General features: G+C 64.9%; 21 protein-coding genes. All 21 read left to right on the top strand.

Annotated features, from left to right (window positions below; translation table 11 throughout):
• Nucleotide 1 precedes the first annotated feature (1 nt).
• The 21 genes from pseG to fliG all read left to right on the top strand — a co-directional run bounded on the left by pseG (nt 2) and on the right by fliG (nt 24,024).
• Nucleotides 2-1,081 (top strand): UDP-2,4-diacetamido-2,4,6-trideoxy-beta-L-altropyranose hydrolase, encoded by a 1,080-nt coding sequence (pseG, locus tag PotMrB4_RS18315; RefSeq protein ID WP_172434149.1) that lies wholly within the window; start codon nt 2-4, stop codon nt 1,079-1,081.
• The gene (locus PotMrB4_RS18310) at nt 1,071-1,703 is read left to right on the top strand and encodes a formyltransferase family protein (protein WP_172434148.1); all 633 of its coding nucleotides are present in this window, start codon (nt 1,071-1,073) and stop codon (nt 1,701-1,703) included. Before pseG ends, PotMrB4_RS18310 begins: the two co-directional genes overlap by 11 nt.
• Entirely contained in the window at nt 1,700-2,764 is a 1,065-nt protein-coding gene (gene pseI / locus PotMrB4_RS18305) for a pseudaminic acid synthase (protein WP_172434147.1), read from the top strand. The genes PotMrB4_RS18310 and pseI overlap by 4 nt, the downstream gene beginning before the upstream one ends.
• Nucleotides 2,761-3,372 carry an imidazole glycerol phosphate synthase subunit HisH gene (hisH, locus tag PotMrB4_RS18300; protein ID WP_172434146.1) on the top strand — a complete coding sequence of 204 codons (612 nt, stop codon included), beginning with the start codon at nt 2,761-2,763 and terminating at the stop codon, nt 3,370-3,372. Before pseI ends, hisH begins: the two co-directional genes overlap by 4 nt.
• Nucleotides 3,369-4,175, top strand: coding sequence for an imidazole glycerol phosphate synthase subunit HisF (hisF, locus tag PotMrB4_RS18295; RefSeq protein WP_172434145.1), 807 nt, complete (start codon nt 3,369-3,371; stop codon nt 4,173-4,175). The genes hisH and hisF overlap by 4 nt, the downstream gene beginning before the upstream one ends.
• A gap of 10 nt (nt 4,176-4,185) precedes the next feature.
• Nucleotides 4,186-5,379: an N-acetyl sugar amidotransferase gene (locus PotMrB4_RS18290; RefSeq protein ID WP_172434144.1), complete on the top strand. Its 1,194-nt coding sequence runs from the start codon at nt 4,186-4,188 to the stop codon at nt 5,377-5,379.
• Between the two features lie 11 nt (nt 5,380-5,390).
• Nucleotides 5,391-6,404, top strand: a complete 1,014-nt coding sequence (locus PotMrB4_RS18285; protein ID WP_172434143.1) for a class I SAM-dependent methyltransferase — start codon at nt 5,391-5,393, stop codon at nt 6,402-6,404.
• The gene (locus PotMrB4_RS18280; RefSeq protein ID WP_172434142.1) at nt 6,397-7,167 is read left to right on the top strand and encodes a phytanoyl-CoA dioxygenase family protein; all 771 of its coding nucleotides are present in this window, start codon (nt 6,397-6,399) and stop codon (nt 7,165-7,167) included. Before PotMrB4_RS18285 ends, PotMrB4_RS18280 begins: the two co-directional genes overlap by 8 nt.
• Nucleotides 7,168-7,249: 82 nt before the next feature.
• On the top strand, nt 7,250-7,804 hold the full coding sequence (locus tag PotMrB4_RS18275) for a hypothetical protein (RefSeq protein WP_139233565.1): 555 nt from the start codon (nt 7,250-7,252) through the stop codon (nt 7,802-7,804).
• A 5-nt stretch (nt 7,805-7,809) separates the two neighbouring features.
• Nucleotides 7,810-11,739, top strand: a complete 3,930-nt coding sequence (locus PotMrB4_RS18270) for a glycosyltransferase (RefSeq protein WP_172434141.1) — start codon at nt 7,810-7,812, stop codon at nt 11,737-11,739.
• Nucleotides 11,740-11,985: 246 nt separating this feature from the next.
• Nucleotides 11,986-13,449, top strand: coding sequence for a flagellin (locus PotMrB4_RS18265; protein ID WP_074968141.1), 1,464 nt, complete (start codon nt 11,986-11,988; stop codon nt 13,447-13,449).
• Nucleotides 13,450-13,529: 80 nt separating this feature from the next.
• A complete protein-coding gene (locus PotMrB4_RS18260; RefSeq protein ID WP_074968140.1) occupies nt 13,530-13,916 on the top strand; it encodes a flagellar protein FlaG in 387 nt (128 codons plus the stop codon).
• Between the two features lie 79 nt (nt 13,917-13,995).
• Nucleotides 13,996-15,447, top strand: a complete 1,452-nt coding sequence (fliD, locus tag PotMrB4_RS18255) for a flagellar filament capping protein FliD (protein WP_172434140.1) — start codon at nt 13,996-13,998, stop codon at nt 15,445-15,447.
• Nucleotides 15,448-15,568: 121 nt separating this feature from the next.
• Nucleotides 15,569-15,952: a flagellar export chaperone FliS gene (fliS, locus tag PotMrB4_RS18250; RefSeq protein WP_074968136.1), complete on the top strand. Its 384-nt coding sequence runs from the start codon at nt 15,569-15,571 to the stop codon at nt 15,950-15,952.
• A 10-nt stretch (nt 15,953-15,962) separates the two neighbouring features.
• Nucleotides 15,963-16,262 (top strand): flagellar protein FliT, encoded by a 300-nt coding sequence (locus tag PotMrB4_RS18245; RefSeq protein WP_107328830.1) that lies wholly within the window; start codon nt 15,963-15,965, stop codon nt 16,260-16,262.
• A 209-nt stretch (nt 16,263-16,471) separates the two neighbouring features.
• Nucleotides 16,472-17,944 carry a sigma-54 dependent transcriptional regulator gene (locus PotMrB4_RS18240; RefSeq protein WP_172434139.1) on the top strand — a complete coding sequence of 491 codons (1,473 nt, stop codon included), beginning with the start codon at nt 16,472-16,474 and terminating at the stop codon, nt 17,942-17,944.
• Between the two features lie 110 nt (nt 17,945-18,054).
• Nucleotides 18,055-19,266, top strand: a complete 1,212-nt coding sequence (locus PotMrB4_RS18235) for a sensor histidine kinase (RefSeq protein WP_172434138.1) — start codon at nt 18,055-18,057, stop codon at nt 19,264-19,266.
• Nucleotides 19,267-19,270: 4 nt separating this feature from the next.
• The gene (locus tag PotMrB4_RS18230) at nt 19,271-20,689 is read left to right on the top strand and encodes a sigma-54-dependent transcriptional regulator (protein WP_172434137.1); all 1,419 of its coding nucleotides are present in this window, start codon (nt 19,271-19,273) and stop codon (nt 20,687-20,689) included.
• Between the two features lie 187 nt (nt 20,690-20,876).
• The gene (gene fliE / locus PotMrB4_RS18225; protein ID WP_172434136.1) at nt 20,877-21,212 is read left to right on the top strand and encodes a flagellar hook-basal body complex protein FliE; all 336 of its coding nucleotides are present in this window, start codon (nt 20,877-20,879) and stop codon (nt 21,210-21,212) included.
• Between the two features lie 15 nt (nt 21,213-21,227).
• Complete coding sequence (gene fliF, locus PotMrB4_RS18220) at nt 21,228-23,015, top strand: flagellar basal-body MS-ring/collar protein FliF (protein ID WP_044408152.1); 1,788 nt, start codon at nt 21,228-21,230, stop codon at nt 23,013-23,015.
• Complete coding sequence (fliG, locus tag PotMrB4_RS18215; protein WP_044408149.1) at nt 23,008-24,024, top strand: flagellar motor switch protein FliG; 1,017 nt, start codon at nt 23,008-23,010, stop codon at nt 24,022-24,024. Before fliF ends, fliG begins: the two co-directional genes overlap by 8 nt.
• The last annotated feature ends 3 nt before the right edge of the window (nt 24,025-24,027 follow it).

The following is a 24,027-nucleotide window of genomic DNA, read 5'->3' as shown; positions in this document are numbered from 1 at the left end:
GATGCGCGTGCTGTTTCGCGCTGATGCCTCGCTCAGCCTGGGTTACGGGCATGTCATGCGTTGCCTGACATTGGCGAAGGCGTTACGTGAGCTCGGTGCGGACTGCCATTTCGCCAGTCGTGCCCTGCGCGGCGGGCTGGGCTCGCACATAGCCGAGGATTTTGCACTGCACGAGCTGCCGGCTGCCTATGCCGGGGAACAGGCCAGCGGCCTGGCTGAGGAGCCGATCCCGGAGAGGGAAGACCTAGATCATCTGGGCGCGCTGCTAGAAGGGCGGCGTTTTGACTGGGTCGTGCTCGATCACTACGGCCTGGGCGCGCAGTGGGAGCTCTCTGCCCGGGCCTTCGCACCACGCCTGCTGGCGATCGATGACCTGCCCTGGCGCCGGCATTGCGTCCATGTGTTGCTGGACCAGAACCTGCTGGCCGATGAGGCCGAGGCGTACCCGTCATCGTGCGGAGAAGATCTACCTGTCAGGCTGTTCGGGCCTAGCTACGCACTGTTGCGGCCGGAGTTCGCCCACTATCGCCGCAAGCCCCGGCCAGTTGCAGATGACAAGCCGAGGTTGTTGCTGTTCTTCGGCGGCGGGAAGGTCAGCCGCACGCTGCCCAGCGTCGTGCGCGAGCTGTTGCAGTTGCCGGTTTCCATTGATGTGGTGATCGGCGGGGCTTCGGCTGCGCTGGCCGATCTGGGCGCAATGGCTGCCGTCGAGCCCGCCTTGCGTCTGCACGTCGACACGCAGGAGATGGCGGCACTCATGTGGCAGGCCGATCTCTATCTGGGCGCGGGTGGCTCCGTCACCTGGGAGCGCGCCTGCCTGGGCTTGCCCGGTGTGGTGGCCGCTTTCAGTGAGAACCAGGTGTCGATCGGGATGGCGGGCGAGCGAGCAGGCATCCAGCGCTATCTGGGAGTGGCGGATGCATTGTCTGGCAGCGCTTGGCGTGATGCCGCAGCCGACCTGCTCGCCGATACAGGGGGGCTGCTTGTCATGCGTACGCGTGCCGCTGCCCTGTGCGATGGCGCAGGTGCCGAGCGGGTGGCCCGCATGATGTTCGAAACCGGAGGCGCCGATGCGCATTGATGTCCTGTGTTCCGATCCGCGACATCCCATCCTGCCGGGGCTCGTCCAATGGTGTGAGGCCCATGGTGCCACCCTGCACGGCGACATGGGCACCCTGGAAGGCGGCGATTTCCTCTTTCTGATTTCCTGCCAGCAACTGATAGGCCCGGTCCTGCGTGCGCGTTATCGCCATACGCTGGTGCTGCACGCCAGCGACCTGCCGGCGGGAAGGGGCATGTCGCCCCATGTATGGCAGGTGCTGGAGGGGGCTGGGCGGATCACGGTAACCCTGCTGGATGCGGCTGACCCGGTCGACTCGGGCGATATCTGGCAGCAGCTGGTGTTCACGCTGGACGGGCACGAGCTGTGCAACGAGATCAACGCGCGCTTGTTCGCTGCCGAGTTCGAGTTGATGGCGTGGGCCCTGGCCCACTGCGATGGTCGTGCCGCGCGCGCCCAGGTTGGCGAACCGAGCCACTATCCTCGGCGCCGGCCCGAAGACAGCCGGATCGATCCCCACAAGCCGCTGGCGGAGCAGTTCAACTTGTTGCGGGTCGCCGACCCTGAGCGTTATCCGGCGTTTTTCGAATTGCACGGTCATCGCTACGAGATCGTGTTGCGCAAGGTAGGAGAGGTGGAATGACTTCTTTCATGATTGGTAAGCGTCATATCGGTGAAGGTCATCCGCCGTTCGTCATTGCCGAGATGAGCGGCAATCACAATCAGTCCCTGGAGCGCGCCTTGGCGCTGGTGGATGCAGCGGCGGATGCCGGGGCCCATGCCCTGAAGCTGCAGACCTATACCCCGGACACCATGACCCTCGACCTGGATGAGGGCGACTTCCACATCGGCGACCCCGACAGTCCCTGGACCGGTACGTCTCTGTACCGCCTGTATGGCGAGGCGCATACCCCCTGGGAGTGGCATGAGCCGATCTTCCGGCGTGCCCGGGAGCGGGGGCTGGAAGTCTTCTCGACGCCATTTGACGCATCGTCGGTGGATTTCCTCGAGTCCCTCGGCGTTCCGGCCTACAAGATCGCTAGTTTCGAGAACGTCGACCTGCCGCTGATCCGCAGGGTGGCGGCCACCGGCAAACCGTTGATCATCTCCACCGGCATGGCCACCGTTGGCGAGATTCAGGATTGCGTCGACGCGGCGCGCGGCGCCGGTTGCCAGCAACTGATCCTGCTCAAGTGCACCAGCACCTACCCGGCCAGCCCGGCCAATACCAACCTGCGCAGCATCCCGCACATGCGCGAGCTGTTCGGCTGCGAGATCGGCCTGAGCGACCACACCCTGGGTGTTGGTGCCTCGGTGGCGGCGGTGGCCCTGGGTGCCTGCGTCATCGAGAAACACTTCACCCTGAGCCGTACCGATGGCGGCGTGGATTCAACCTTCTCCCTCGAGCCTGCCGAGCTGGCGGCGCTGGTTGCAGAAACCGAGCGTGCCTGGCAGGCGATGGGGCAGGTCAACTACGGGCCGTCTGCGGCCGAACGCAAGTCGATGGTGTTCCGCCGCTCCCTCTATGTGGTGCGTGACATGATCGCCGGTGAGCCGTTCACCAGCGACAACGTACGCGCCATCCGGCCCGGCTTTGGCCTGCCGCCCAAGCATCTGGACGAGGTGTTGAACTGTGTCGCCAGCGAGCCGCTCAAACGTGGCCAGGCGCTGGCATGGCGGCACCTGTCGGGAGGCGGTCGATGAGCCGGGTGTGCATCCTCGACTATGGCTCCGGCAACGTCCGTTCGGTGGCGAACCTGTTCGCCACCCTGGGTGAAACCCGGGTTTCCAACGATCCCCATGTGATCGCCGATGCCACCCACCTGGTGTTGCCCGGAGTGGGGGCCTACGGCGCGGCAATGGCGCGAATCGCCCAGCAATTGCCGCTGGACGGCGTGCGCCGTGCGGTCTTCGAACAGGGCAAGCCTTTCCTCGGCATCTGCGTGGGCATGCAGGTGCTCAGCGACGAGGGTCATGAATTCGGCCAGCATGCCGGGCTCGGCTGGATACCCGGTCGCGTGCGGGCGCTGGACAGTGCCGGCCTGCCGCTGCCCCACGTGGGCTGGAACGACATCCGGGGCGAGCGGCCCCACCCTCTGTTGCAGGGGCTGGAAGCCACGCCGGACTTCTACTTCGTGCACAGCTACGCCTTCGCCACGGCCTCGGCCGATGACGTCATCGCCACCGTCGAGTACGGCAGCCGCTTCCCGGCGGTGGTCGGGCGGGAGAACGTGCTGGGCGTGCAGTTCCACCCCGAGAAGAGCCAGCGGGCCGGCACCCAGCTGCTGAAGAACTTCCTGGAGCTGGCATGAAGAAGAAACGCATCATCCCGGTCCTGCTGCTGAAGAACGGCCAACTGGTGCAGAGCAAGCGCTTTTCCCGCCACCAGGTGCTGGGCAATCCCTCCGCTGCCGTCCGCCGGCTCAGCGACTGGGCCGCCGACGAGCTGGTCTACCTGGACATCAGCCGCGACGACCACTACGACCTGGGCCGTGACGACCTGGGTAGCCGCAACCTGCAGGACATCGACGCCATCGTCGCCGAAGTCGCCCGGGCGTCCTTCATGCCGATCACCCTGGGCGGGCGAATCCGCTCGCTGGACGATATCGCCCGGCGCCTGGCCACGGGGGCGGACAAGGTCACGCTGAACACCGCTGCCCTGGACGACCCAAGCCTGATCGAGGCGGCCAGCCGCGAGTACGGCTCGCAGTGCATCGTGCTCTCGGTGGATGTCCTGCAGCAGGGTGACGACTACCGCGTGTTCGCCGAAGGTGGACGTCGCGACACCGGCCGCCGTGTCGAGGACTGGGTGCGCGAGGTCCAGGAGCGGGGCGCCGGCGAGGTGATGGTGAATGCCATCGACCGGGACGGCGCGCGCCAGGGCTACGACCTGGCCCTGCTGGACCGGGTCTGCGCCAGCGTGCACATCCCGGTGATCGCCCTCGGGGGCGTAGGGGAGTGGTCGCACATGGCCCAGGCCCTGGAGCAGACCGGCGTCGACGCGGTGGCGGCGGCCAACATCTTTCATTACACCGACCAGAGCGTCTACCTGGCGCGCAAGTACCTGTTCGAGCAGGGGCTGAACGTTCGCAGCCCCCAGCTACTCAGTCTCTAGGAGCCTCTTCATGGAATATTGCAGCCGCTGCGTGTACCCCCGGGTCAGCGTCAACCTGATGCTGGACGAGCACGGTGTCTGCTCGGCCTGCCAGGTCGCCGAGCAGTTCGCCCAGCTGCCGCCCACCTTCTGGGACGAGCGCCGCAAGCGCTTCGAGCGGGTGCTGGAGGAGACCGGGGCCGGCAAGCGCAACGACAACTACGACTGCATCATCCCGGTCAGCGGTGGCAAGGACAGCTACTACCAGGCCCACGTGATCGCCGCCCAGTACGGCCTCAAGCCGCTGCTGGTGACCTACCACGGCAACAACTACCTGCCCGAGGGGGACTACAACCGCGACCGCATGCGCCATGTGTTCGATGCCGACCACATGGTCTTCGGCCCCAGCGTGGAGGTGCTCAAGCGGCTCAACCGCCTGTGCTTCCGCAAGATGGGCGACATGAACTGGCACGCCCACTGCGGGATCATGACCTACCCGATCCAGGTGGCGGTGAAGTTCGACATTCCGCTGATCATCTGGGGCGAGACGGCCTGGGACATCTCCGGGATGTTCGACCCGGACGACTACGTGGAATTCAGCGCGCGCGTCCGCCACGAGCACGCCCTGCGCGGCTTCGAGTGGAGCGACATGCTGGACGACCCCGAGGAGCCGCTGCGCGAGAAGGATCTGCTGTGGGCGCGCTATCCCAGCGATGCCGACATCCTCAAGACGGGAGTGCGGGGCATCTACATCGGCAACTTCTTCCCCTGGGACCCGAACCAGCACACCCGCCTGGTGCAGGAACGCTACGGTTGGAAGATGGCCGACAAGCCCTTCGAGCGCACCTACCGGCAGATGTCCAACCTGGACGACCGCTACGAGAACGGCGTGCACGACCTGCTCAAGTTCATCAAGTTCGGCTACGGCCGCGCCTCCGACCATGCCTCCAAGGACATCCGCGCCGGCTACCTGACCCGGGAGGAGGGCATCGAGATCGTCCGCCGCATGGACTCTGTGGTGTCCAGCGACCTGCAGCACTGGCTGGACTACGTGGGCATGACCGAGCAGGCCTTCTGGGAGACGGCCGACACCTTCCGCTCGCCGCGTGTCTGGTGGATCAAGGATGGCCAGTGGTGGAAGGACAACATCTGGGGTGAGCCGAGCGCCTACGGGCCGGTGCACCTGCCCGAGGCGCAGCAGCAGAAATACCGGCGTGCCGGTTGAGGAGTGCGACGGTGAAAGAAGACGACATCCGCCCTTCGCGCCTGCAGGCCGGTCAGCGTGTGGCCCTGCTGCATGACATCGCCTTCCTGCTGGCCCGCAATGAAGAGTTCGTCCAGTGCGCGTGCCCGGCCTGCGGCAGCGAGCGCGCCCGGCCACGCTTCGAGAAGAACGGCTTCCGCTACGTGGACTGCCTGGACTGCACCAGCTTCTACGTCAATCCCCGGCCCGGCGAGCGCCTGCTGGCGGACTTCTACCGCCAGAGCGAGAACTACGCCTACTGGGCGCGGCACATCTACCCGGCCTCGGCCGAGGCGCGCCACCAGTCGGTGATCGTGCCGCGGGTGGAGCGGGTGCTGGAGCTGTGCCAGCGCATCGGCCTGCCCTGTGGCGACCTGCTGGAGGTGGGGGCGGGCTATGGCTCCTTCTGCCGCGAGATGCAGCAGCGCGGGCTGTGGCAGCGCATCGTCGGCATCGAGCCGACGCCGGACCTGGCGGCGATCTGCCGCGAGCAGGGTTTCGAGGTGGTGGAGCAGCCGGTGGAGGTCTATGCCGCCGCGACCGCCCAGCGCTTCGACCTGATCGCAGCCTTCGAGGTGATCGAGCACCTGTTCGCCCCCGGCCAGGTGGTGGCCAGCCTGTCGGCGCTGCTGCGTCCGGGGGGCGCGCTGATCCTCACGTGTCCGAACGGTGCCGGGTTCGATGTCCAGCAACTGGGGCCGGAGAGCCCCTGTGTGGACCATGAGCACCTGAACTACTTCAACACCCGCTCGCTGCCGCTGCTGCTGCAGCGCCACGGGCTGGAGACCCTGGCCTGCTTCACCCCCGGCAAGCTCGATGCCGAGCTGGTGCGCAAGGGCGTCCAGGCACAAGGCCGCGAGGCGGAGCTGGACCCCTTCCTGCAGGACGTGCTGTTCAACCGCTGGGACGAGCTGGGCCCGGCCTTCCAGCGCTTCCTGGCGGAGTCGGGGATGTCGTCCCACATGTGGGTGATGGCCCGCAAGCCGGAGGAGGGCGCCCGTGTCTGAGTACGAAGCCTTCGTCAAGGCGCTGCGCCAGAGCTACCAGGACAACGGCTTCGCCCTGGTCAAGCAGTTGCTCGCCCCCGAGACCACCCGCCATCTGCGCGAGGAGCTGGTGAAGGCTTTCGCCAGCGAGACCCGCTACCCCGGCGACATCTACGACAACCCCAGCCTGGGCAGCATTCGCATCGACGTGTTCAACCGCTACCCGGCGGTGTGGAAAGCCATCTTCGACTCCGAGTTCCTGACGGTGCTGCAGATGCTGCTGGGCGAGGATTTCGTCCTGCTGCCCGAGTCCGCCCTGCATCACCGCGGCTACGGCACCTGGCACAAGGACACCGATTCGCAGCAGAAGGCCGGGCATCGTTTTCACTGGGAGCCGGATTGCGACATCGTGCAGATCGCGTTCTACCTCCAGGCCAATACGCCGGAATACGGCGGCGGGCTGGAGGTGATCCCCGGTTCCCACCGCGTGGACATGCGCTGGTACGAGGAGAGCCAGAAGGGCTACCGCGTTCCCAGCGAGGCCGGCGACCTGGTGATCTTCAACACCCGCCTGGACCACAAGGCCTGCTGGCCCACCGGGCCGGTGCCGGTGGAGCATGAGAAGTACGCGGTGTTCTTCATGGCCTCGCGCAACAACGCCCATGCCCGCCAGTACATCGACTTCATCCGCGGGCGCAGCGGCTACCTGTTCATGGACGGGTTCAGCTTCCCCGAGCCCGTGCAGCGGCTGACCCAACCGCGTGGCATCCAGTTGCTGGTGTGAATCTTGCTCCACGGGCTGCAACGTCAATTTTCCGTACAAGGCCCGCCCGGATGGTCGGGCCTGCGATAAGGCAGGTAGCGCTATGGTCGGACTCGTTCTTCCTTCTTCGATGCAGGGCCGGCCGGCCTGGCGGCAGCTGCTGCCGGCGGGCTTCAACGGCTTCGACCCCGAACAACCCTGCGGCTACTGGCCATCGCTTTGGCGACGTTGGCTGGGCTATCGCGACAGCGACCCGGCATTCGCGGCCTTCCTGGCCTTCCTGGAGTCGCTGCCCGGCCAGCCGGAGCTGAGCCGCGAAGCCCTCGCCGAACAGTTGGCCGCGCACCTGGCACGTCCGCGCAATCGCTTCTTTCTCTTCGTGGTCTGGTTCTTCCGTGAAGGCGCGCAGCCCACACCGCTGGCCAGCCTGCCGGACCTGTCGGCCCTGCTGGGCGAGCAGCACTGGGCGACCTTCCGCCGCTGGCATCGCAAGTACCACACCGACTTCGTGGCCCTGCAGTGCCTGCAGGCCTGGGAGCGTCAGCCGGAAGTGAAGGCCGCTTACCAGTACCGGGGCGTGGACCTCAGCGGCGCCCTGGACTACCAGGCCTTCCCGCGCATGCTCGATTCGCTGTTCAACGCTTTCTCGGCCGAGTGATCCCCATGTCCCAACCTGTACGTGCCCTCATCACCCAGCTCTGGCCGAAGAACATTCCACTGCTGGAACGCTACCTGAGCGAGAACGAGCCGCGGACGCTGATCACCTTCCAGGGCTGCCTGACCCCGGAGCTGGAGGCCATGGTCCAGCGCCATGGCGGCGAGCTGGTGGTGATCGACCCCTTGCTGGACCAGGCGATGCCCTCGGCCCAGGCAGAATTCGACCAGCGCCAGGCGCTGGCCTTCAGCGACACCGTGCGCCAGGACCTGCGCCCCGACCTGGAGGCCGCCGGCCTGGAGTGGGACGGCTGGGAGACCACCCTGAAGGATGTGGCCGCGCGAACCCTGCCGGTGTCCTTTGCCCTGGTGGATGCGCTGGACCGGATGGCGGCGACCTACGAGGTGGAGCTGGTTGCCGTCAACGAGGACTGGATGTTCGGTTCCAAGACCCTGGTGGCGTGGGCCAAGGCGCGGGGCATCCCCTCTCTGCACATCGAGCACAACCCGACGCTCTGCTACCCCTATACCGTGCACGACCAGCAGAACTCCGACCTGATGGTGGTGTGGAGCGAGGACAGCCGCCGCCTCTACGGCGACGCCGGCTTCGACCCGGAGCGTCTGCGTATGCTGGGTCTGCCGCAGTTCGACTCGCTGTTCGACGCCCGCGAAGAACGGGCCAGTGCCCGTGCGGCCTTGTGCCAGGAACTGGGGCTGGATACCGCGCGGCCCATCGTGGTGCTGGGCACCACGCTGCTGGCCGAGCACAGCCTGCCGCCGGAGCTGGCCATCGACGAGCAGGTGCTGCGGGCCTACCTGGAGGCTGTGCGGGCCCTGGGTGGTGAAGCCCAGGTGATCATCAAGGGCCGGCGTCCGCAGGGGCGCTTCGGGCCTGAGCAGGTCCAGTTGCTGGCGGTCCAGTACGGTCTGGGGGCCAATGACTACCGCTACGCCGACGGCGCACCGTTGCCCTTCCTGCTCAGCGCCGATGTGCTGGTGGCCGTGGATTCGGGCCTGCAGGTGGAGGCCATGCTGGTCGGCACACCGGCCCTCAACCTGATGACCGAGACCGGATTCTTCTATGGGCCCGGCCTGGTGCCGGCTCAGGGCGTCGACACCGTGGGGGCGGACGAACTGGCCGACGCCATCCGCCGGCTGCTGACGGATGACGTTCACCGCGAAACGATGCGGGCGCGCGCGAAGGCCTGTGTGGAGGCTCTGCCGCGCAACTCGACGGCGGCCATTGCCGCGCTCATGGGCCGCATGGCGCTGCCGGAACCCCGTCGCTTGCTGGCCAGCGACCAGCTGCAGGACTGGCTGGATTCCGGTACGCCGAAAGGGCCGGCGCTGGCGCGCATCCTCGACAGCCTGGCGACCCGGCAGCCGCGGCCGCCCCGCTTGGCCGTGGTGGTGCTGGATCGCCACGGCGATGCCGATGCGGTCTCCGCCACGCTGGACAGCCTGGCAGCCAATCTCTATCCCCATGTCGTCCCGGTGCTGCTGAGCACGGCTGGGCTGTCGGCTCCTGCCGGCGTCATGGGCCTGTGCGTGTCCGAGGGTGAGCAATTGCAGGCGATCAACGCCTGGGCCGCCGAGGCCGATGTGGACTGGTTGCAGGTGGTGGAGGCGGGCGTGACGTTCACTGCGGGCGGCCTGCTGGCGATGGTGCGACGCCTGGAGCGGCTGGAAGGGTGCCGGGCGGTGTATGGCGATGAATTCCAGCGCGCGCCCTCCGGTGCTCGCGGGGCGTGCTTCAAGCCGGACTTCAACCTCGACCTGCTGCTCAGCTTCCCCCTGAGCCTGGCGCCGCGCTGGTTCTTCCGGCGGGAGGTGTTCCTGGCCGAGGGCGGGTTCGACCCGATCTTCGTCGAGGCTCCCGAGCTGGAGTTGCTGTTGCGCCTGGTGGAACGCGATGGTCTGCAAGGGCTGGAGCATGTCGACGAGGTGTTGCTGACCGCTCCCGTTCCGGTATTGCAGGCCAACCCCTACGAGCAGGTGGCCATCGAACGGCACCTGGAGAAGCGCGGCTTCCAGGCGCGGGTCGAGAGCCCGATGCCGAGGCGCTACCACATCCACTATGGGCACCCGCAGCAGCCGCGGGTCTCCATCGTGGTGGCGGTACGCGATCACCTTCCCCTGCTGCAGCGCTGCGTGGAAACCCTGCTGGAGCACACCCGCTACCCGAATTACGAGTTGCTGCTGGTGGATTGCGAAAGCCAGGATGCGGCGACCCTCAGTTGGCTGGAGGGGGTCGAGGGCTTGCAGAGCGAGCAGGTGAAGGTGTGGCGGTTTGCCGGCCCCTTCAATTTCTCGGCCATGGTCAACGCGGTGGCGATGACGGTGGAGAGCGAGTACCTGCTGCTGCTGAGCCACGACGTGGAAATCGTCCAGCCCGAATGGCTGGATGAGCTGGTCAACCAGGCCCAGCGCCCGGAAGTGGGGGTGGTAGGGGCCAAGGTGCTGGATGCGATGAACAGCGTCGAGCAGGCCGGCATCGTGCTGGGGCTCCATGACGTCGCGGGGCGTGCCTTTGTGGGTGAACCTTTCGAGGCTCCGGGCTACCTCAATCGCCTGCAGGTGACGCAGAACTACAGCGCCGTTGGCAGCGCCTGCCTGATGGTGCGTCGCGAAGCCTATGTGGCCGTTGGCGGGATGGACGAGGCGAAGCTGTCGGCTTTCTATGGCGACGTGGACCTGTGCCTGCGCATCCGCGCTTCGGGTCTGCTCAACGTGTGGACGCCCCACAGCGTGGTTCGGCGCGATGGCATCGACCTGCCGATTCTTGCCATTGAAGGCGCGCTGCCAAGGCAGGCGGCACTGAAGGCCGAGCGCGAGGAGATGCTGCAGCGCTGGCTACCGGTGCTGGCGAACGATCCGTCCTATAACCGCAACCTGTCGCTGGCCGGGTCGGGCTTCAGCTTCGAGTACGGCGAGCGCCGCGTGCGCGATCCGCTGCTGCCGCAGGTGTTGTGCTACCCGGCGGACATCACCGGCTGCGGACATTACCGTGTACGCCAGCCGCTCGCGGCACTGAAGGCAGCCGGTTGGGCGGAGGGCATGGCCAGTGGGGTGCACCTGTCCCCGGTGGAACTGGAACGCTTCCAGGCCACCAGCATCGTCTTCCAGCGGCAGATCATGGAGCCGCAGATCGAGGGCATGCGCGAGGTGAAGGCGTTGTCTTCGGTATTCAAGGTCTACGAGCTGGACGACTACCTGCCCAACCTGCCGCTGAAGAGCGTGCACCGCGACACCATGCCGAAGGACATCCTGCGCTCGCTCAGGCAGGCGGTGGCGCTGACCGATCGCTTCGTGGTGTCCACCGAGCCGCTGGCCGAGGCTTTGCGCGACCTGCACGGGGACATTCGGGTGGTGCCCAACTTCCTCCCCGAACACTGGTGGGGCAACCTGCGCAGCCAACGCCGTCGAGGCCGCAAACCGCGTGTCGGCTGGGCTGGGGGGAGCAGCCACCTGGGCGACCTGGAGTTGATCACCGACCTGGTCAAGGCCCTGAAGGACGAGGTGGAGTGGGTCTTCTTCGGTATGTGCCCGGAGCGTATCCGGCCCTATATCCACGAATTCCACGGCGGCGTGCCCATCGAGCAGTACCCGGCGCTGCTGGCGAGCCTGGACTTGGACCTGGCGTTGGCGCCGCTGGAGCCGAACCTGTTCAACGAGTGCAAGAGCAACCTGCGGCTGCTGGAGTACGGTGCCTGCGGCTTCCCGGTGATCTGCACCGACGCCGTCTGCTACCGCGGCGACCTGCCGGTGACCCGGGTTAAGAACCGCTTCAAGGACTGGCTGGATGCAGTGCGCATGCACCTGGCCGATCTGGACGCCACTGCCCGGCAGGGCGATGCGCTGCGTGAGCGTGTGCTCGGCGAGTGGATGCTGAAGGGTGAGAATCTGCAGCGCTGGCGTTCGGCGTGGCTGCCGGACTGAGTTTTTCAGGAGCCGACGAACGGTATGGCGAAATCCTAAAGCTTCGTCATACCCGCCGATAACCCTGGTACGGACACAGTTCGTGCTTGTTGAGCAAGCCCCGGGAGAAAAAATTTCGAATCTCCCCTAAAGGTCCTCCGACAAGCGCCGATAAACAGTTCGAATGCGAATTCTAGGGGCACCTGAGCAGCAGGTCCTGAAGGTCGCAGGCTCAGGCAAATACTAGGTACTTCGGGAGACGCCACCATGGCACTTACAGTCAACACAAACATCGCTTCGCTCAACACTCAGCGTAACCTGAACGCATCGTCCAACTCGCTGAACACCTCGCTGCAACGTCTCTCCACCGGTGCCCGCATCAACAGCGCCAAGGACGATGCCGCCGGCCTGCAGATCTCCAACCGTCTGACCAACCAGATCAGCGGCCTGAACCAGGCGACTCGTAACGCCAACGACGGCATCTCCCTGGCGCAAACCGCTGAAGGTGCCCTGCAGCAATCCACCGCGATCCTCCAGCGTATCCGCGACCTGTCCATCCAGGCCGCCACTGGCTCCAACAGCGCCGACGACCGTGCCGCCCTGCAGAAAGAAGTGACCGCCCAGCAGGCCGAACTGTCCCGTATCGCCGAAACCACTACCTTCGGTGGTCGCAAGCTGCTGGATGGCTCCTTCGGTACCACCAGCTTCCAAGTCGGCTCCAAAGCCTACGAGACCATCGACGTGACCCTGCGCGATGCTTCCTCCAGCAAGCTGGGCTCCTACCAGGTCGGCGGTGGTGCCTCCACCAACTCGGCCGGTGCTTCCGCTGCAGCCACCACCAAGACCGGTACCCTGATCACCGGTAGCGGCGGCGCCTTCAGCTCCGGCACTGTGACCGTGGTTGGCAACGGCCAGACCAAAGACATCGACATCACTGCAACTGACAGCGCGAAGAGCATCGCCCAGAAGTTCGACGGCTCCATCTCTGGTCTGTCCGCCACTGCCCGTACCGTGGTTCAGGCAGACGTGAACTTCACCTCCGGTGCCGCTACCTTCAACATCACCGTGGGCAGCAACACCGTGCAGATGGTGGGTGTGACCTCCAACGAGGACCTGACCAACCAGATCAACTCCAACGCCGGTAAGTTGGGCCTGACTGCCAACTACGACAAGCAGAGCGACAAGATCACCATCACCTCGTCTACTGGTGAAACGATTGAGTTCGGCACTGCGACCGGTTCTTCGGCGGGCACGATTGATGTGGCTGTCCAAGGTAACGATGGAACCTTCGGGGCAGCGGCAGACGTCAAGGCTGCCGGCGGTAAGGCCTTCGGTTACGTGCAGCTGGACTCCCCGACTTCCTTCGCGGTAACCGGCTCTACCACCGAGGTGTTCTCGCAGAGTTCCTCGACTCTGAACACGGTGGCCAACGTGGACATCTCCACCGCCGATGGTGCCCAGCGCGCGATTGCGGTAATCGATAGCGCCCTGGCGGCGATCGACTCCCAGCGTGCCGACCTCGGTGCTGTGCAGAACCGCTTCGACAACACCATCTCCAACCTGCAGAACATCTCCGAGAACGCATCTGCCGCTCGGAGCCGGATCAAGGACACTGACTTCGCGGCCGAAACCGCTACGCTGTCCAAGAACCAAGTTCTGCAACAGGCTGGTACGGCGATCCTGGCCCAGGCCAACCAGTTGCCGCAGTCGGTCCTCAGCCTGCTGAGGTAAGTGAGGCGGAGCGCCTAGTCACTGATGGGAGGAAGGGACTTACCCTTCCTCCCATTTGGCCATTGTGAGGTATGTAAAACATGGATATCTCAAGCATAACGTCGGTCAACGCCATCCCTCGGTTGGTGAAGGACACCAGCGGTACGACGCCTTCCCAAAATGGCGTCACCCCGAATACGCCCACTGCGGTTCCGGTAGCCAGCGGCACGGCCGCCCAGGACGACAAGGATGCCCGTAAAGGCCAGGGCGCCGATCTGGAGTCGGCGGTGTCCGACATTCAGTCTTTCGTGCAGGCCGTCAAGCGCGGGTTGGAGTTCAGCGTGGATGACTCCACTGGCGATGTGGTGGTGAAGGTCATCGACACCGACTCGGGCAAGCTGATTCGCCAGATTCCGTCGGAGGAGCTTCTCAAGCTTGCTGAACGGCTTGACGACATCCGCAGTCTGATGTTCGAAGCAAAGGCTTGAGTTGGCGCGATTCTTGTTTGCTGCTCTGCCAATCCTTCCAGGAAGGGGATTCGGGACGTTTTTTTGACGGAGGTGTGAAATGGCCACAACGATCGGCACAGTGGGTTCGGGACTGCTCGACATCGACGCGACGGTCAAGGCACTGGTGAACAACGCCAGGGCGCCGAAACAGAACCAGCTGGATTCGCTTGAGTCCAAGACCACCACCAAGCTCACCGCCCTGGGTAGCCTCAAGAGCGCCGTCAGCGACTTCCAGACTGCGATGGCCTTGCTCAACAGTCCGAGCAGCTTCCTGTCCCGTAGTGTCGTCTCTTCCAATACGGCTGCACTTAACGCTACCGCTACTGCAAGCGCTGTGGCAGGCACCTACAGCATCAACGTCACCCAGCTCGCTCAAGGCAGCAAGATCGCCTCGGCAGCTTTCGCCGATGGCGCAACGACCACATTCAACTCCGGAACGCTTGATATCAAGATCGGCGGAGAGGATGCCCTCAACATTTCCGTCGACAGCACCAACAACACGCTGACCGGCATCCGAGATGCGATCAACAAGCAGGGTGCCGCCAAGGGGCTCAGCGCGACTATCGTGACCGACAGCCAGGGTTCGCGCCTTGTCTTGAGCAGCAGCAAGATGGGTGATGGCAAGGACATCACCATGACCGGTACCAGTACCTCGGGCAGCGCTACTGACCTGGGCAAGCTGACCTTTCCTGGCGCAGCCCTCAACGCCTCCGACTTCGCCACGCCTGCTGAGTACAATGCTGCCGTTGCGGCCGCCGGAAAGACCCTCAACACCGCACAAAGCGCCAAGTTGACCGTTGATGGCCTGAATGTGGTCAGCGACTCCAACAGCGTGTCCACCGCGATCGAAGGGCTGACCCTGAATCTCACCGCCGCGACCGAGGCCGGCAAGCCGTTGACGCTCACGGTGTCACAGAACACCAGCGCAGTGAAAACCAATGTCCAGAACTTCGTTACGGCCTATAACAAGATGGTTTCCACCATCAACAGTCTGACCAAAGTGACTGCAGTAGAAGGCAGCAAGCCTGTTGTGGCGGCTCTTGCTGGTGACTCCACTGCTCGTGGTCTGCTGGCGAACTTGCGCACGGAGCTGGTCACCCAGAGTAGTGATGGCGGTACCGTCAAGGCGCTTGCAAGCCTGGGGATCGCGACCAAGACAGACGGCACCCTCGAGCTGGACAACACCAAGCTCGACAAAGCGATTGCGAAGGATGTGCAGGGTATTTCCGACTTCTTCACTGGTGACAACGGATTGGCCAATCGCTTGACCAATCGAGCCAAGCCGTTCACGGCTTCAGGTGGGGTGCTTGAACAGCGCAGTACGGTCTTGCGCGACACCATCAAGAGCGTTGACAAGCAGAAGGCTGCACTGGATGTGCGCATGACCGTGTTGCAAACCCGTCTCTACAAGCAGTTTACGACCTTGGACAAGTTGCTAAGCCAGATGCAGAGCACCAGCACGAACCTGACCGAGCAACTCAAGAAACTTCCCGGCACGTCCAGCAGTTGATCTTGAGTTTGACGCGCAAGCCTCCTGATAGCGAAAAAAGATGGATGGAGGCTTAAGCTCTGGTAGGACCGGCCGATAAGATGAACATCGACGAAACACCGGTTCACGAGGAGTTGCGCAAATGAACGCGATGATGGCCATGCAGCAGTATCAGCGGGTCAATGTCCAGGCCCAGGTTGCCGAAGCCAGCCCCCACCGCCTTATCCAGATGCTCATGGAAGGTGGCCTGGAGCGCATGGCGCAGGCCCAGGGCGCGATGATGCGCGACCAGGCGCCGCTCAAGGGTGAGCTGATCAGCAAGTCCATCGCCATCATCGGCGGGTTGCGAGAAGCGCTCGATCCCACCCAGGGTGGCGAGATCGCCATGAACCTCGACCGTCTCTACGAATACATGATCGCTCGCCTGATCGAGGCCAATAAGGTCAACGACCCTGCGCTCGTCAACGAAGTGGCAGGGCTGCTGCGCGAAGTGAAATCCGGCTGGGACGCCATCGCGCCCGTTTGAGGAAAGCATCATGAGCCAGACCATGCTCAAGCAGATCGAAGAAACCCGTGAGGCGCTCGTCTCCGCCTTCGAAAGCCAGGACTGGGAAGCCGTCGGGCGCCTGGACCTCCAGTGCCGTGAACAGGTGAATGTGGCGATGCTGGACTGCGGCGACATCGAAGAAGGGCTGCGTGCCCAGCTCGAGTCGTTGATCGAGGTCTATCGCCAGCTGACCGAATCCTGCGCGCGACAGCGTGACGAGGTTGCCGCCGAGCTCAGCCAGATCGTTCGTGCCAGTCAGGGCGCCAAGGTCTACCAGCTCTTCGGTTGAGTGGAATCCAGGCTGCACCGATGCCCCTCGGTGCAGCTTTCATGGCCTTTAGCGAGGCCATCGGGGCTTCTGAAAAATACACGCCATAAATTTGACTCAGTCGGTGTTTTTGACTTTACTACTGGCCAATTGCCGGCGGAACTCCTTGAGGTACGTCGGTTTTTCTTGCCGCGTTCCAGTGGCGCCCGCTTTCGAGTAAGAACAGACCGATGTGGCGTGAAACCAAGATTCTGCTGATCGATGACAACGCTGATCGGCGTCGAGACCTGACAGTCATTCTGAACTTCCTCGGTGAAGACCACCTGGCCTGCGGCAGCGCCGACTGGCGTGCCATGGCGGATGCCAGCAGCGCCAGCCGCGACGTGCTCTCTGTGCTGCTGGGAGAGGTTCAGTCCAAGGGCGGTGTGCTGGAGCTGCTCAAGCAGGTCGGCAACTGGGACGAATTCCTGCCGGTGCTGCTGATCGACCAGGTTGCACCCGTCGAGTGGTCGGAAGACATCCGTCGTCGCGTGCTGGCATCCCTGGAGATGCCGCCCAGCTACAACAAGCTCCTCGACTCCCTGCATCGTGCCCAGGTCTACCGCGAGATGTACGACCAGGCCCGCGAGCGTGGTCGCCAGCGCGAGCCCAACCTGTTCCGCAGTCTGGTGGGCACCAGCCGCGCGATCCAGCAGGTGCGGCAGATGATGCAGCAGGTGGCTGATACCGATGCCAGCGTGCTGATCCTCGGCGAGTCCGGCACCGGCAAGGAAGTGGTGGCGCGCAACCTTCACTACCATTCCAAGCGCCGTGAAGCGCCCTTCGTACCGGTCAACTGCGGCGCAATCCCCGCTGAATTGCTTGAGAGCGAGCTCTTCGGCCATGAGAAGGGCGCCTTCACCGGCGCCATCACCAGCCGTGCCGGCCGCTTCGAGCTGGCCAACGGCGGCACGTTGTTCCTCGACGAGATCGGCGACATGCCGCTGCCCATGCAGGTCAAGCTGCTGCGCGTGCTGCAGGAGCGCACCTTCGAGCGGGTTGGCAGCAACAAGACCCAGAACGTTGACGTGCGCATCATTGCCGCGACCCACAAGAACCTCGAGCAGATGATCGAGATCGGCAGCTTCCGTGAAGACCTCTATTACCGCCTGAACGTCTTCCCCATCGAGATGGCCCCGCTGCGTGAGCGCGTGGAGGACATCCCGCTGCTGATGAATGAACTTATCTCCCGCATGGAGCACGAAAAGCGCGGCTCCATCCGCTTCAATTCCGCCGCCATCATGTCGCTGTGCAACCACGACTGGCCGGGCAACGTCCGTGAGCTGGCCAACCTGGTGGAGCGCATGGCGATCATGCACCCCTACGGCGTCATCGGCGTCAGCGAACTGCCGAAGAAGTTCCGCCATGTGGACGACGAGGACGAGCAACTCGCCGCCAGCTTGCGCGAAGAGCTGGAGGAGCGTTCCGCCATCGGTGCCGGTCTGCCCGGCGTCAGTGCTCCGGCGATGCTGCCGCCCGAAGGCCTGGACCTGAAAGACTACCTGGGCAACCTCGAGCAGGAACTGATCCAGCAGGCGCTGGACGATGCGGCCGGTGTGGTGGCCCGTGCCGCCGAGCGCCTGCGTATCCGACGCACCACCTTGGTGGAAAAGATGCGCAAGTACGGTATGAGCCGCCGCGACGAAGATATGGCGGAAGATTGACGTCCTTTTGCTAACTAGCTGATTTAAATGGATTAATTTTTAGGCACGGGTATTGCTAGGTCTCTTGTGAAACGACCGTTGGATGACGGTTTGCCGAGCGAGAGACTGAAATGACCGCAAGAGCCAACCCCGCACAGCAAGACGACGAGAACACCCAGGTGAATGTCGAAGAGGCCGGCCGTGCCAGCCTCGAAAAGACCTTCGCCATGTTCAGCCAGATGTCGTCTCAGCTCAGTGAGTCGTACAACGTGCTCGAAGCGCGTGTCACTGAGCTCAAGGGGCAACTGGCTCTGGTCAGTGCCCAGCGCATGCAGGAGCTGGCTGAAAAGGAGCGCCTGGCCCAGCGCCTGCAGAGCCTGTTGGATTTGCTGCCTGGTGGCGTCATCGTCCTCGATGGGCAGGGTGTCGTCCGCGAGGCCAACCCGGTGGCCTGCAGCCTGCTCGGGCGCCCCCTGGTCGGCATGCTCTGGCGCGAGGTCATCGCGCGCAATTTCGCTCCCCGCAAGGACGACGGCCATGAGATATCCCTCAAGGATGGCCGTCGCGTCTCCATCGCCACCCGATCCCTCGACGGTGAGCCTGGCCAGCTGGTACTGCTGGCCGACCTGACGGAAACCCGCCGCTTGCAGGATGAGCTGGCCCGCCATGAGCGCCTGTCCTCGCTGGGGCGCATGGTCGCCTCCTTGGCCCATCAGATCCGCACCCCGCTTTCCGCCGCCTTGCTCTATGCCAGCCACCTGGCTGAGCAGGTGCTGCCGACCGAGCAGCAGCAGCGCTTTGCCAGCCGCCTCAAGGAACGCCTCCATGAGTTGGAGCACCAAGTGCGCGACATGCTGGTGTTTGCCCGGGGCGATCTGCCGCTGCCGGATCGCCTTGCGCCGGTGATGCTGTTCGCCGCGTTGCGCTCGGCCGCTGAACCCCACCTCGCCGGCGCCCAGGTGCGTTGGCAGTGCGACATCAGTGGGGGAGAGGTGCTGTGCAACCGCGACACCCTCGTCGGCGCACTGTTGAACCTGATCGAAAACGCCACCCAGGCCACCGGTCCGCGGCTGCGCCTGAAGGTGCATCTCTTTGCCCGTGGCAACGCCCTGCACCTGTCCGTCAGCGATAACGGCCCCGGCATCGAGCCCGCCACCCTGGCGCGCCTGGGCGAGCCTTTTTTTACAACCAAGACCACCGGAACCGGCCTCGGCCTGGCCGTGGTCAAGGCCGTGGCACGTGCCCACCAGGGCGAGCTGGCGTTGCGCTCGCGCGTGGGGCTGGGCACCTGCGCCACCCTGGTTCTGCCGCTGCTGGCGGCACAGCCGGCTAAACAGGAGTGATTCCATGACCGTCAAGATCCTGCTGGTCGAAGACGACCGCGCCCTGCGCGAAGCCCTGGCCGATACCTTGGCCCTCGGTGGCTACGCCTACCGTGAGGCCGATTGCGCCGAGGCCGCCCTGGTGGCCCTGGGCGAGGAGCCCTTCGGCATGGTCATCAGCGACGTGAACATGCCGGGCATGGATGGGCACCAGTTGCTGGCCCTGATCCGCACCCGCTACCCGCAGCTCCCCGTGCTATTGATGACCGCCTACGGCGCCGTCGAGCGTGCCGTGGATGCGATCCGCCAGGGCGCGGCGGATTACCTGGTCAAGCCCTTCGAGCCCCGTGTGCTGCTGGACCTGGTCGGGCGCCATGCCCTGGGCCATGTCCCCCGTGGCGAAGCCGAAGGCCCCATCGCCGAGGACCCGGCCAGCCGTCAGCTGCTGGAGCTGGCGGCCCGGGTCGCCCGCAGCGATTCCACCGTGCTGATCTCCGGCGAGTCCGGCACCGGCAAGGAGGTCCTGGCGCGCTACATCCATCTGCAGTCGTCCCGTGCGGATAAGCCTTTCATCGCCATCAACTGCGCCGCCATCCCGGACAACATGCTGGAAGCCACGCTCTTCGGTCACGAGAAAGGAGCGTTCACTGGCGCCATCGCCGCCCAGCCCGGCAAGTTCGAGCTGGCCAATGGCGGCACCATCCTGCTGGACGAGATTTCCGAAATGCCACTGGCACTGCAGGCCAAGCTCCTGCGGGTGCTGCAGGAGCGTGAGGTGGAGCGCGTTGGTGCGCGCAAGCCCATCGAACTGGATATTCGCGTGCTCGCCACCACCAACCGCGACCTGGCGGGGGAGGTGGCGGCTGGGCGTTTCCGTGAAGACCTCTACTACCGGCTCTCGGTCTTCCCCCTGGCCTGGCGCGCCTTGCGCGAGCGCCCGGCGGACATCCTGCCCCTGGCCGAGCGCCTGCTGGCCAAGCACGTCCGCAAGATGAACCACGCCCCTGTCAGCCTCTCCCGCGAGGCACGCGATGCGCTGTTGCGCCACCCCTGGCCGGGCAACGTGCGGGAGCTGGACAACGCCATCCAGCGGGCGCTGATTCTCCAGCAGGGCGGCATTGTCCAGCCCCACGACCTGTGCCTGGATGCGCCCATCGGCATGGGTGTCGGTTCTTTGGCGCCGCAGCCGATTGTGTCGTCCGTACCGGTCTCCGCTGCGCCGCCAGTGGCTACTCCGCCGGTTGCGATCGACGCTGCCAGCGCGCTGGGTGAGGACCTGCGCCGCCATGAGTTCCAGATGATCATCGAGACACTGCGCCTGGAGCGAGGGCGTCGCAAGGAGGCGGCCGAGCGGCTCGGCATCAGCCCCCGGACCCTGCGCTACAAGCTGGCGCAGATGCGCGATGCCGGCATGGACGTCGAGGCCTACCTCTACGCCAGCTGACACGGGCTCTGCGTCTGCCTGAGCATTGATCACCGGGTTGGCCAGCCTGACAGGGCAGCGCCAACCCTTTGTTTTGCCTGCGTTTCAGTCCCTTCCCAAGCGCCTTCGCCACTTCTGGCACCCTTGTTGCAAATACCCTTTCAAAGGCCGCTCTTGCGTCAAAAATCTGCGGCCGCGGAGGAATGTGATGAGCCAGGGTGTCGAATTCAATCGCCTGATGCTGGAAATGCGCTCCATGCAGATGGAGGCGATGGCACGACCCAAACCCACCACCCAAGCTGCGCCCGAGGCTGCGGCGGTGCCGAGCTTTTCCGACATGCTCGGCCAGGCCGTGAACAAGGTGAACGAGGTCCAGCAGGCGTCCAGCCAGATGGCCACCGCCTTCGAGGTGGGCAAGAGCGGCGTCGACATCACCGACGTGATGATCGCTTCGCAGAAGGCCAGCGTTTCCTTCCAGGCTTTGACCCAGGTGCGCAACAAGCTGGTCCAGGCTTACCAAGACATCATGCAGATGCCGGTTTAAGGGGGGAGGTGAGAAATGGCAGACGCAGCAACCGCCAACGTACCGGCACCCTCCACCGAGCCGGGTGAGAAGAAGCCCCTGTTCGGGCTGGCCTTCCTGGAAAACCTGTCGCAGATGACCATGCTGCGCCAGATCGGCCTCATGGTCGGCCTGGCCGCCAGTGTCGCCATCGGCTTCGCCGTGGTGCTCTGGTCCCAGCAGCCGGACTACCGCCCGCTGTATGGCAGCCTCACCGGCATGGACGCGAACCAGGTGATGGAGACGCTGAACGGCGCCGACATTCCCTACAAGATCGAGCCCAACTCCGGCGCGCTGCTGGTCAAGGCGGACGACGTGGCGCGCGCCCGCATCAAGCTCGCTGGCGCCGGCCTCGCCCCCAGCGACGGCAACGTCGGCTTCGAGATCCTCGACAAGGACCAGGGCCTGGGCACCAGCCAGTTCATGGAGGCCACCCGCTACCGCCGGGGCCTGGAAGGCGAACTGGCTCGCACCATCTCCAGCCTGAACAACGTCAAGGGCGCGCGCGTCCACCTGGCCATCCCGAAAAGCTCGGTATTTGTCCGTGATGAGCGCAAGCCCAGCGCCTCCGTACTGGTTGAGCTGTACCCGGGCCGCAATCTCGAGCCGAGCCAGGTGATGGCCATCGTCAACCTGGTGGCCACCAGCGTTCCCGAACTGGAGAAAGGCCAGGTCACCGTGGTCGACCAGAAGGGCACCCTGCTGTCCGACCAGCAGGAGCTGTCCGAGCTGACCATGGCGGGCAAGCAGTACGACTACACCCGCCGGATGGAGAGCCTGTTCACCCAGCGCGTGCATAGCATCCTGCAGCCGGTGCTGGGCAGCGGCCGCTACAAGGCCGAGGTGTCGGCAGACGTCGACTTCAGCGCCGTCGAATCCACCTCCGAAATGTTCAACCCCGACCAGCCGGCCCTGCGCAGTGAGCAGAAGCTCGCCGAGGAGCGCCAGGCGGGTTCCGGGCCCCAGGGCGTGCCCGGTGCGCTGTCCAACCAGCCCCCCGGCCCGGCCAATGCCCCGCAACAGGCCACCGCCGCTGCCGCCCCCGGCGTGCAGCCCGGCCAGCCGATCCTCGACGACAACGGCCAGCAGATCATCGACCAGGCCACCGGCAAGCCGCTGTTGGCGCCGTACCCGACCGACAAGCGCGACCAGAGCACCCGCAACTACGAGCTGGACCGCTCGGTGAGCTACACCAAGCAGCAGCAAGGCCGCCTGCGCCGCCTGTCCGTGGCGGTGGTGCTGGACGATCAGGTCAAGGTCAACGCCCAGGGCGAGACCACCCACGTACCCTGGACAGCTGACGAGCTGGCCCGCTTCACCCGCCTGGTGCAGGACGCGGTGGGCTTCGATGCCAGCCGTGGCGACAGTGTCAGCGTGATCAACACGCCGTTCCTCGGCGGCCAGGATGATGTGATCGAACTGCCGTGGTACGAGCAGGTCTGGTTCCAGATGCTGACGTCCGCGCTGAAGCAGCTGTTCCCGGCGCTGCTGATCCTGATCCTGGTGTGGTTCGTGCTGCGTCCGGTGCTGAACAACATCTCCGGCGCCAAGGACAAGGAACGCGAGGCAGCCCTGGCGGCCGAGCGCGAGCTGGGCGAATTGGGTGGTGGGCTGTCTGGTGAGCTGGCCGATGATCGGGTCAGCCTCGGCGGACCGCAGAGCATCCTCCTGCCCAGCCCGAGCGAGGGGTATGATGCGCAACTGAACGCGATCAAGAGCCTGGTGGCTGAAGACCCGGGTCGCGTGGCCCTGGTAGTCAAAGAGTGGATCAACTCCGATGAGTGACAATCGCCCCCCAGCCAAGCTGACCAAGGTGGACAAGGCAGCCATCCTGCTCCTGTCCCTTGGCGAGACCGATGCCGCACAAGTGCTGCGCCACATGGGCCCGAAGGAGGTCCAGAAGGTCGGCGTGGCCATGGCGCAGATGCGTAACGTCCACCGCGAGCAGGTGGAGCAGGTGATGGGCGAGTTCGTCGAGATCGTCGGCGACCAGACCAGCCTGGGCGTCGGTGCCGACGGCTACATCCGCAAGATGCTCACCCAGGCCCTGGGCGAGGACAAGGCGAACAACCTCATCGACCGCATCCTGCTGGGCGGCAGCACCAGCGGCCTGGACAGCCTGAAGTGGATGGAGCCGCGCGCCGTGGCCGACGTGATCCGCTACGAGCACCCGCAGATCCAGGCCATCGTCGTCGCCTACCTCGACCCCGACCAGGCCGGTGAAGTGCTCAGCCACTTCGACCACAAGGTCCGCCTCGACATCATCCTGCGGGTGTCGTCCCTCAACACCGTGCAGCCGTCCGCGTTGAAGGAACTGAACCTTATTCTCGAAAAGCAGTTCGCCGGCAACGCCAGCTCGACCCGCACCACCATGGGCGGCGTCAAGCGTGCGGCGGACATCATGAACTACCTCGACAGCTCGGTCGAAGGCGCGCTGATGGACTCCATCCGCGAAGTGGACGCCGACCTGTCCGGACAGATCGAAGACCTGATGTTCGTCTTCGACAACCTGGCCGACGTGGACGACCGGGGCATCCAGGCGCTCATGCGCGAAGTGTCCTCCGAGGTGCTGGTGGTGGCGCTCAAGGGCGCCGACGACGCGATCAAGGAAAAAGTCTTCAAGAACATGTCCAAGCGTGCCGCCGAACTGCTGCGCGACGACCTCGAGGCCAAGGGCCCGGTGCGCGTTAGCGACGTGGAAGCGGCACAGAAGGAAATCCTCACCATCGCCCGCCGGATGGCCGAAGCCGGGGAGATCGTCCTCGGTGGCAAGGGCGGCGAAGAAATGATCTGAGGC

Origin of the sequence: Metapseudomonas otitidis (genome assembly GCF_011397855.1) — a bacterium.
Taxonomy (GTDB): domain Bacteria; phylum Pseudomonadota; class Gammaproteobacteria; order Pseudomonadales; family Pseudomonadaceae; genus Metapseudomonas; species Metapseudomonas otitidis.
This window is presented reverse-complemented; position numbering and strand designations above follow the sequence as displayed.

Coding starts and splice junctions, on each gene's coding strand:
- pseG (WP_172434149.1), top strand. CDS start 2: ATGCGCGTGCTGTTTCGCGCTGATGCCTCGCTCAGCCTGGGTTACGGG.
- PotMrB4_RS18310 (WP_172434148.1), top strand. CDS start 1,071: ATGCGCATTGATGTCCTGTGTTCCGATCCGCGACATCCCATCCTGCCG.
- pseI (WP_172434147.1), top strand. CDS start 1,700: ATGACTTCTTTCATGATTGGTAAGCGTCATATCGGTGAAGGTCATCCG.
- hisH (WP_172434146.1), top strand. CDS start 2,761: ATGAGCCGGGTGTGCATCCTCGACTATGGCTCCGGCAACGTCCGTTCG.
- hisF (WP_172434145.1), top strand. CDS start 3,369: ATGAAGAAGAAACGCATCATCCCGGTCCTGCTGCTGAAGAACGGCCAA.
- PotMrB4_RS18290 (WP_172434144.1), top strand. CDS start 4,186: ATGGAATATTGCAGCCGCTGCGTGTACCCCCGGGTCAGCGTCAACCTG.
- PotMrB4_RS18275 (WP_139233565.1), top strand. CDS start 7,250: ATGGTCGGACTCGTTCTTCCTTCTTCGATGCAGGGCCGGCCGGCCTGG.
- PotMrB4_RS18270 (WP_172434141.1), top strand. CDS start 7,810: ATGTCCCAACCTGTACGTGCCCTCATCACCCAGCTCTGGCCGAAGAAC.
- PotMrB4_RS18265 (WP_074968141.1), top strand. CDS start 11,986: ATGGCACTTACAGTCAACACAAACATCGCTTCGCTCAACACTCAGCGT.
- PotMrB4_RS18260 (WP_074968140.1), top strand. CDS start 13,530: ATGGATATCTCAAGCATAACGTCGGTCAACGCCATCCCTCGGTTGGTG.
- fliD (WP_172434140.1), top strand. CDS start 13,996: ATGGCCACAACGATCGGCACAGTGGGTTCGGGACTGCTCGACATCGAC.
- fliS (WP_074968136.1), top strand. CDS start 15,569: ATGAACGCGATGATGGCCATGCAGCAGTATCAGCGGGTCAATGTCCAG.
- PotMrB4_RS18245 (WP_107328830.1), top strand. CDS start 15,963: ATGAGCCAGACCATGCTCAAGCAGATCGAAGAAACCCGTGAGGCGCTC.
- PotMrB4_RS18240 (WP_172434139.1), top strand. CDS start 16,472: ATGTGGCGTGAAACCAAGATTCTGCTGATCGATGACAACGCTGATCGG.
- PotMrB4_RS18235 (WP_172434138.1), top strand. CDS start 18,055: ATGACCGCAAGAGCCAACCCCGCACAGCAAGACGACGAGAACACCCAG.
- PotMrB4_RS18230 (WP_172434137.1), top strand. CDS start 19,271: ATGACCGTCAAGATCCTGCTGGTCGAAGACGACCGCGCCCTGCGCGAA.
- fliE (WP_172434136.1), top strand. CDS start 20,877: ATGAGCCAGGGTGTCGAATTCAATCGCCTGATGCTGGAAATGCGCTCC.
- fliF (WP_044408152.1), top strand. CDS start 21,228: ATGGCAGACGCAGCAACCGCCAACGTACCGGCACCCTCCACCGAGCCG.
- fliG (WP_044408149.1), top strand. CDS start 23,008: ATGAGTGACAATCGCCCCCCAGCCAAGCTGACCAAGGTGGACAAGGCA.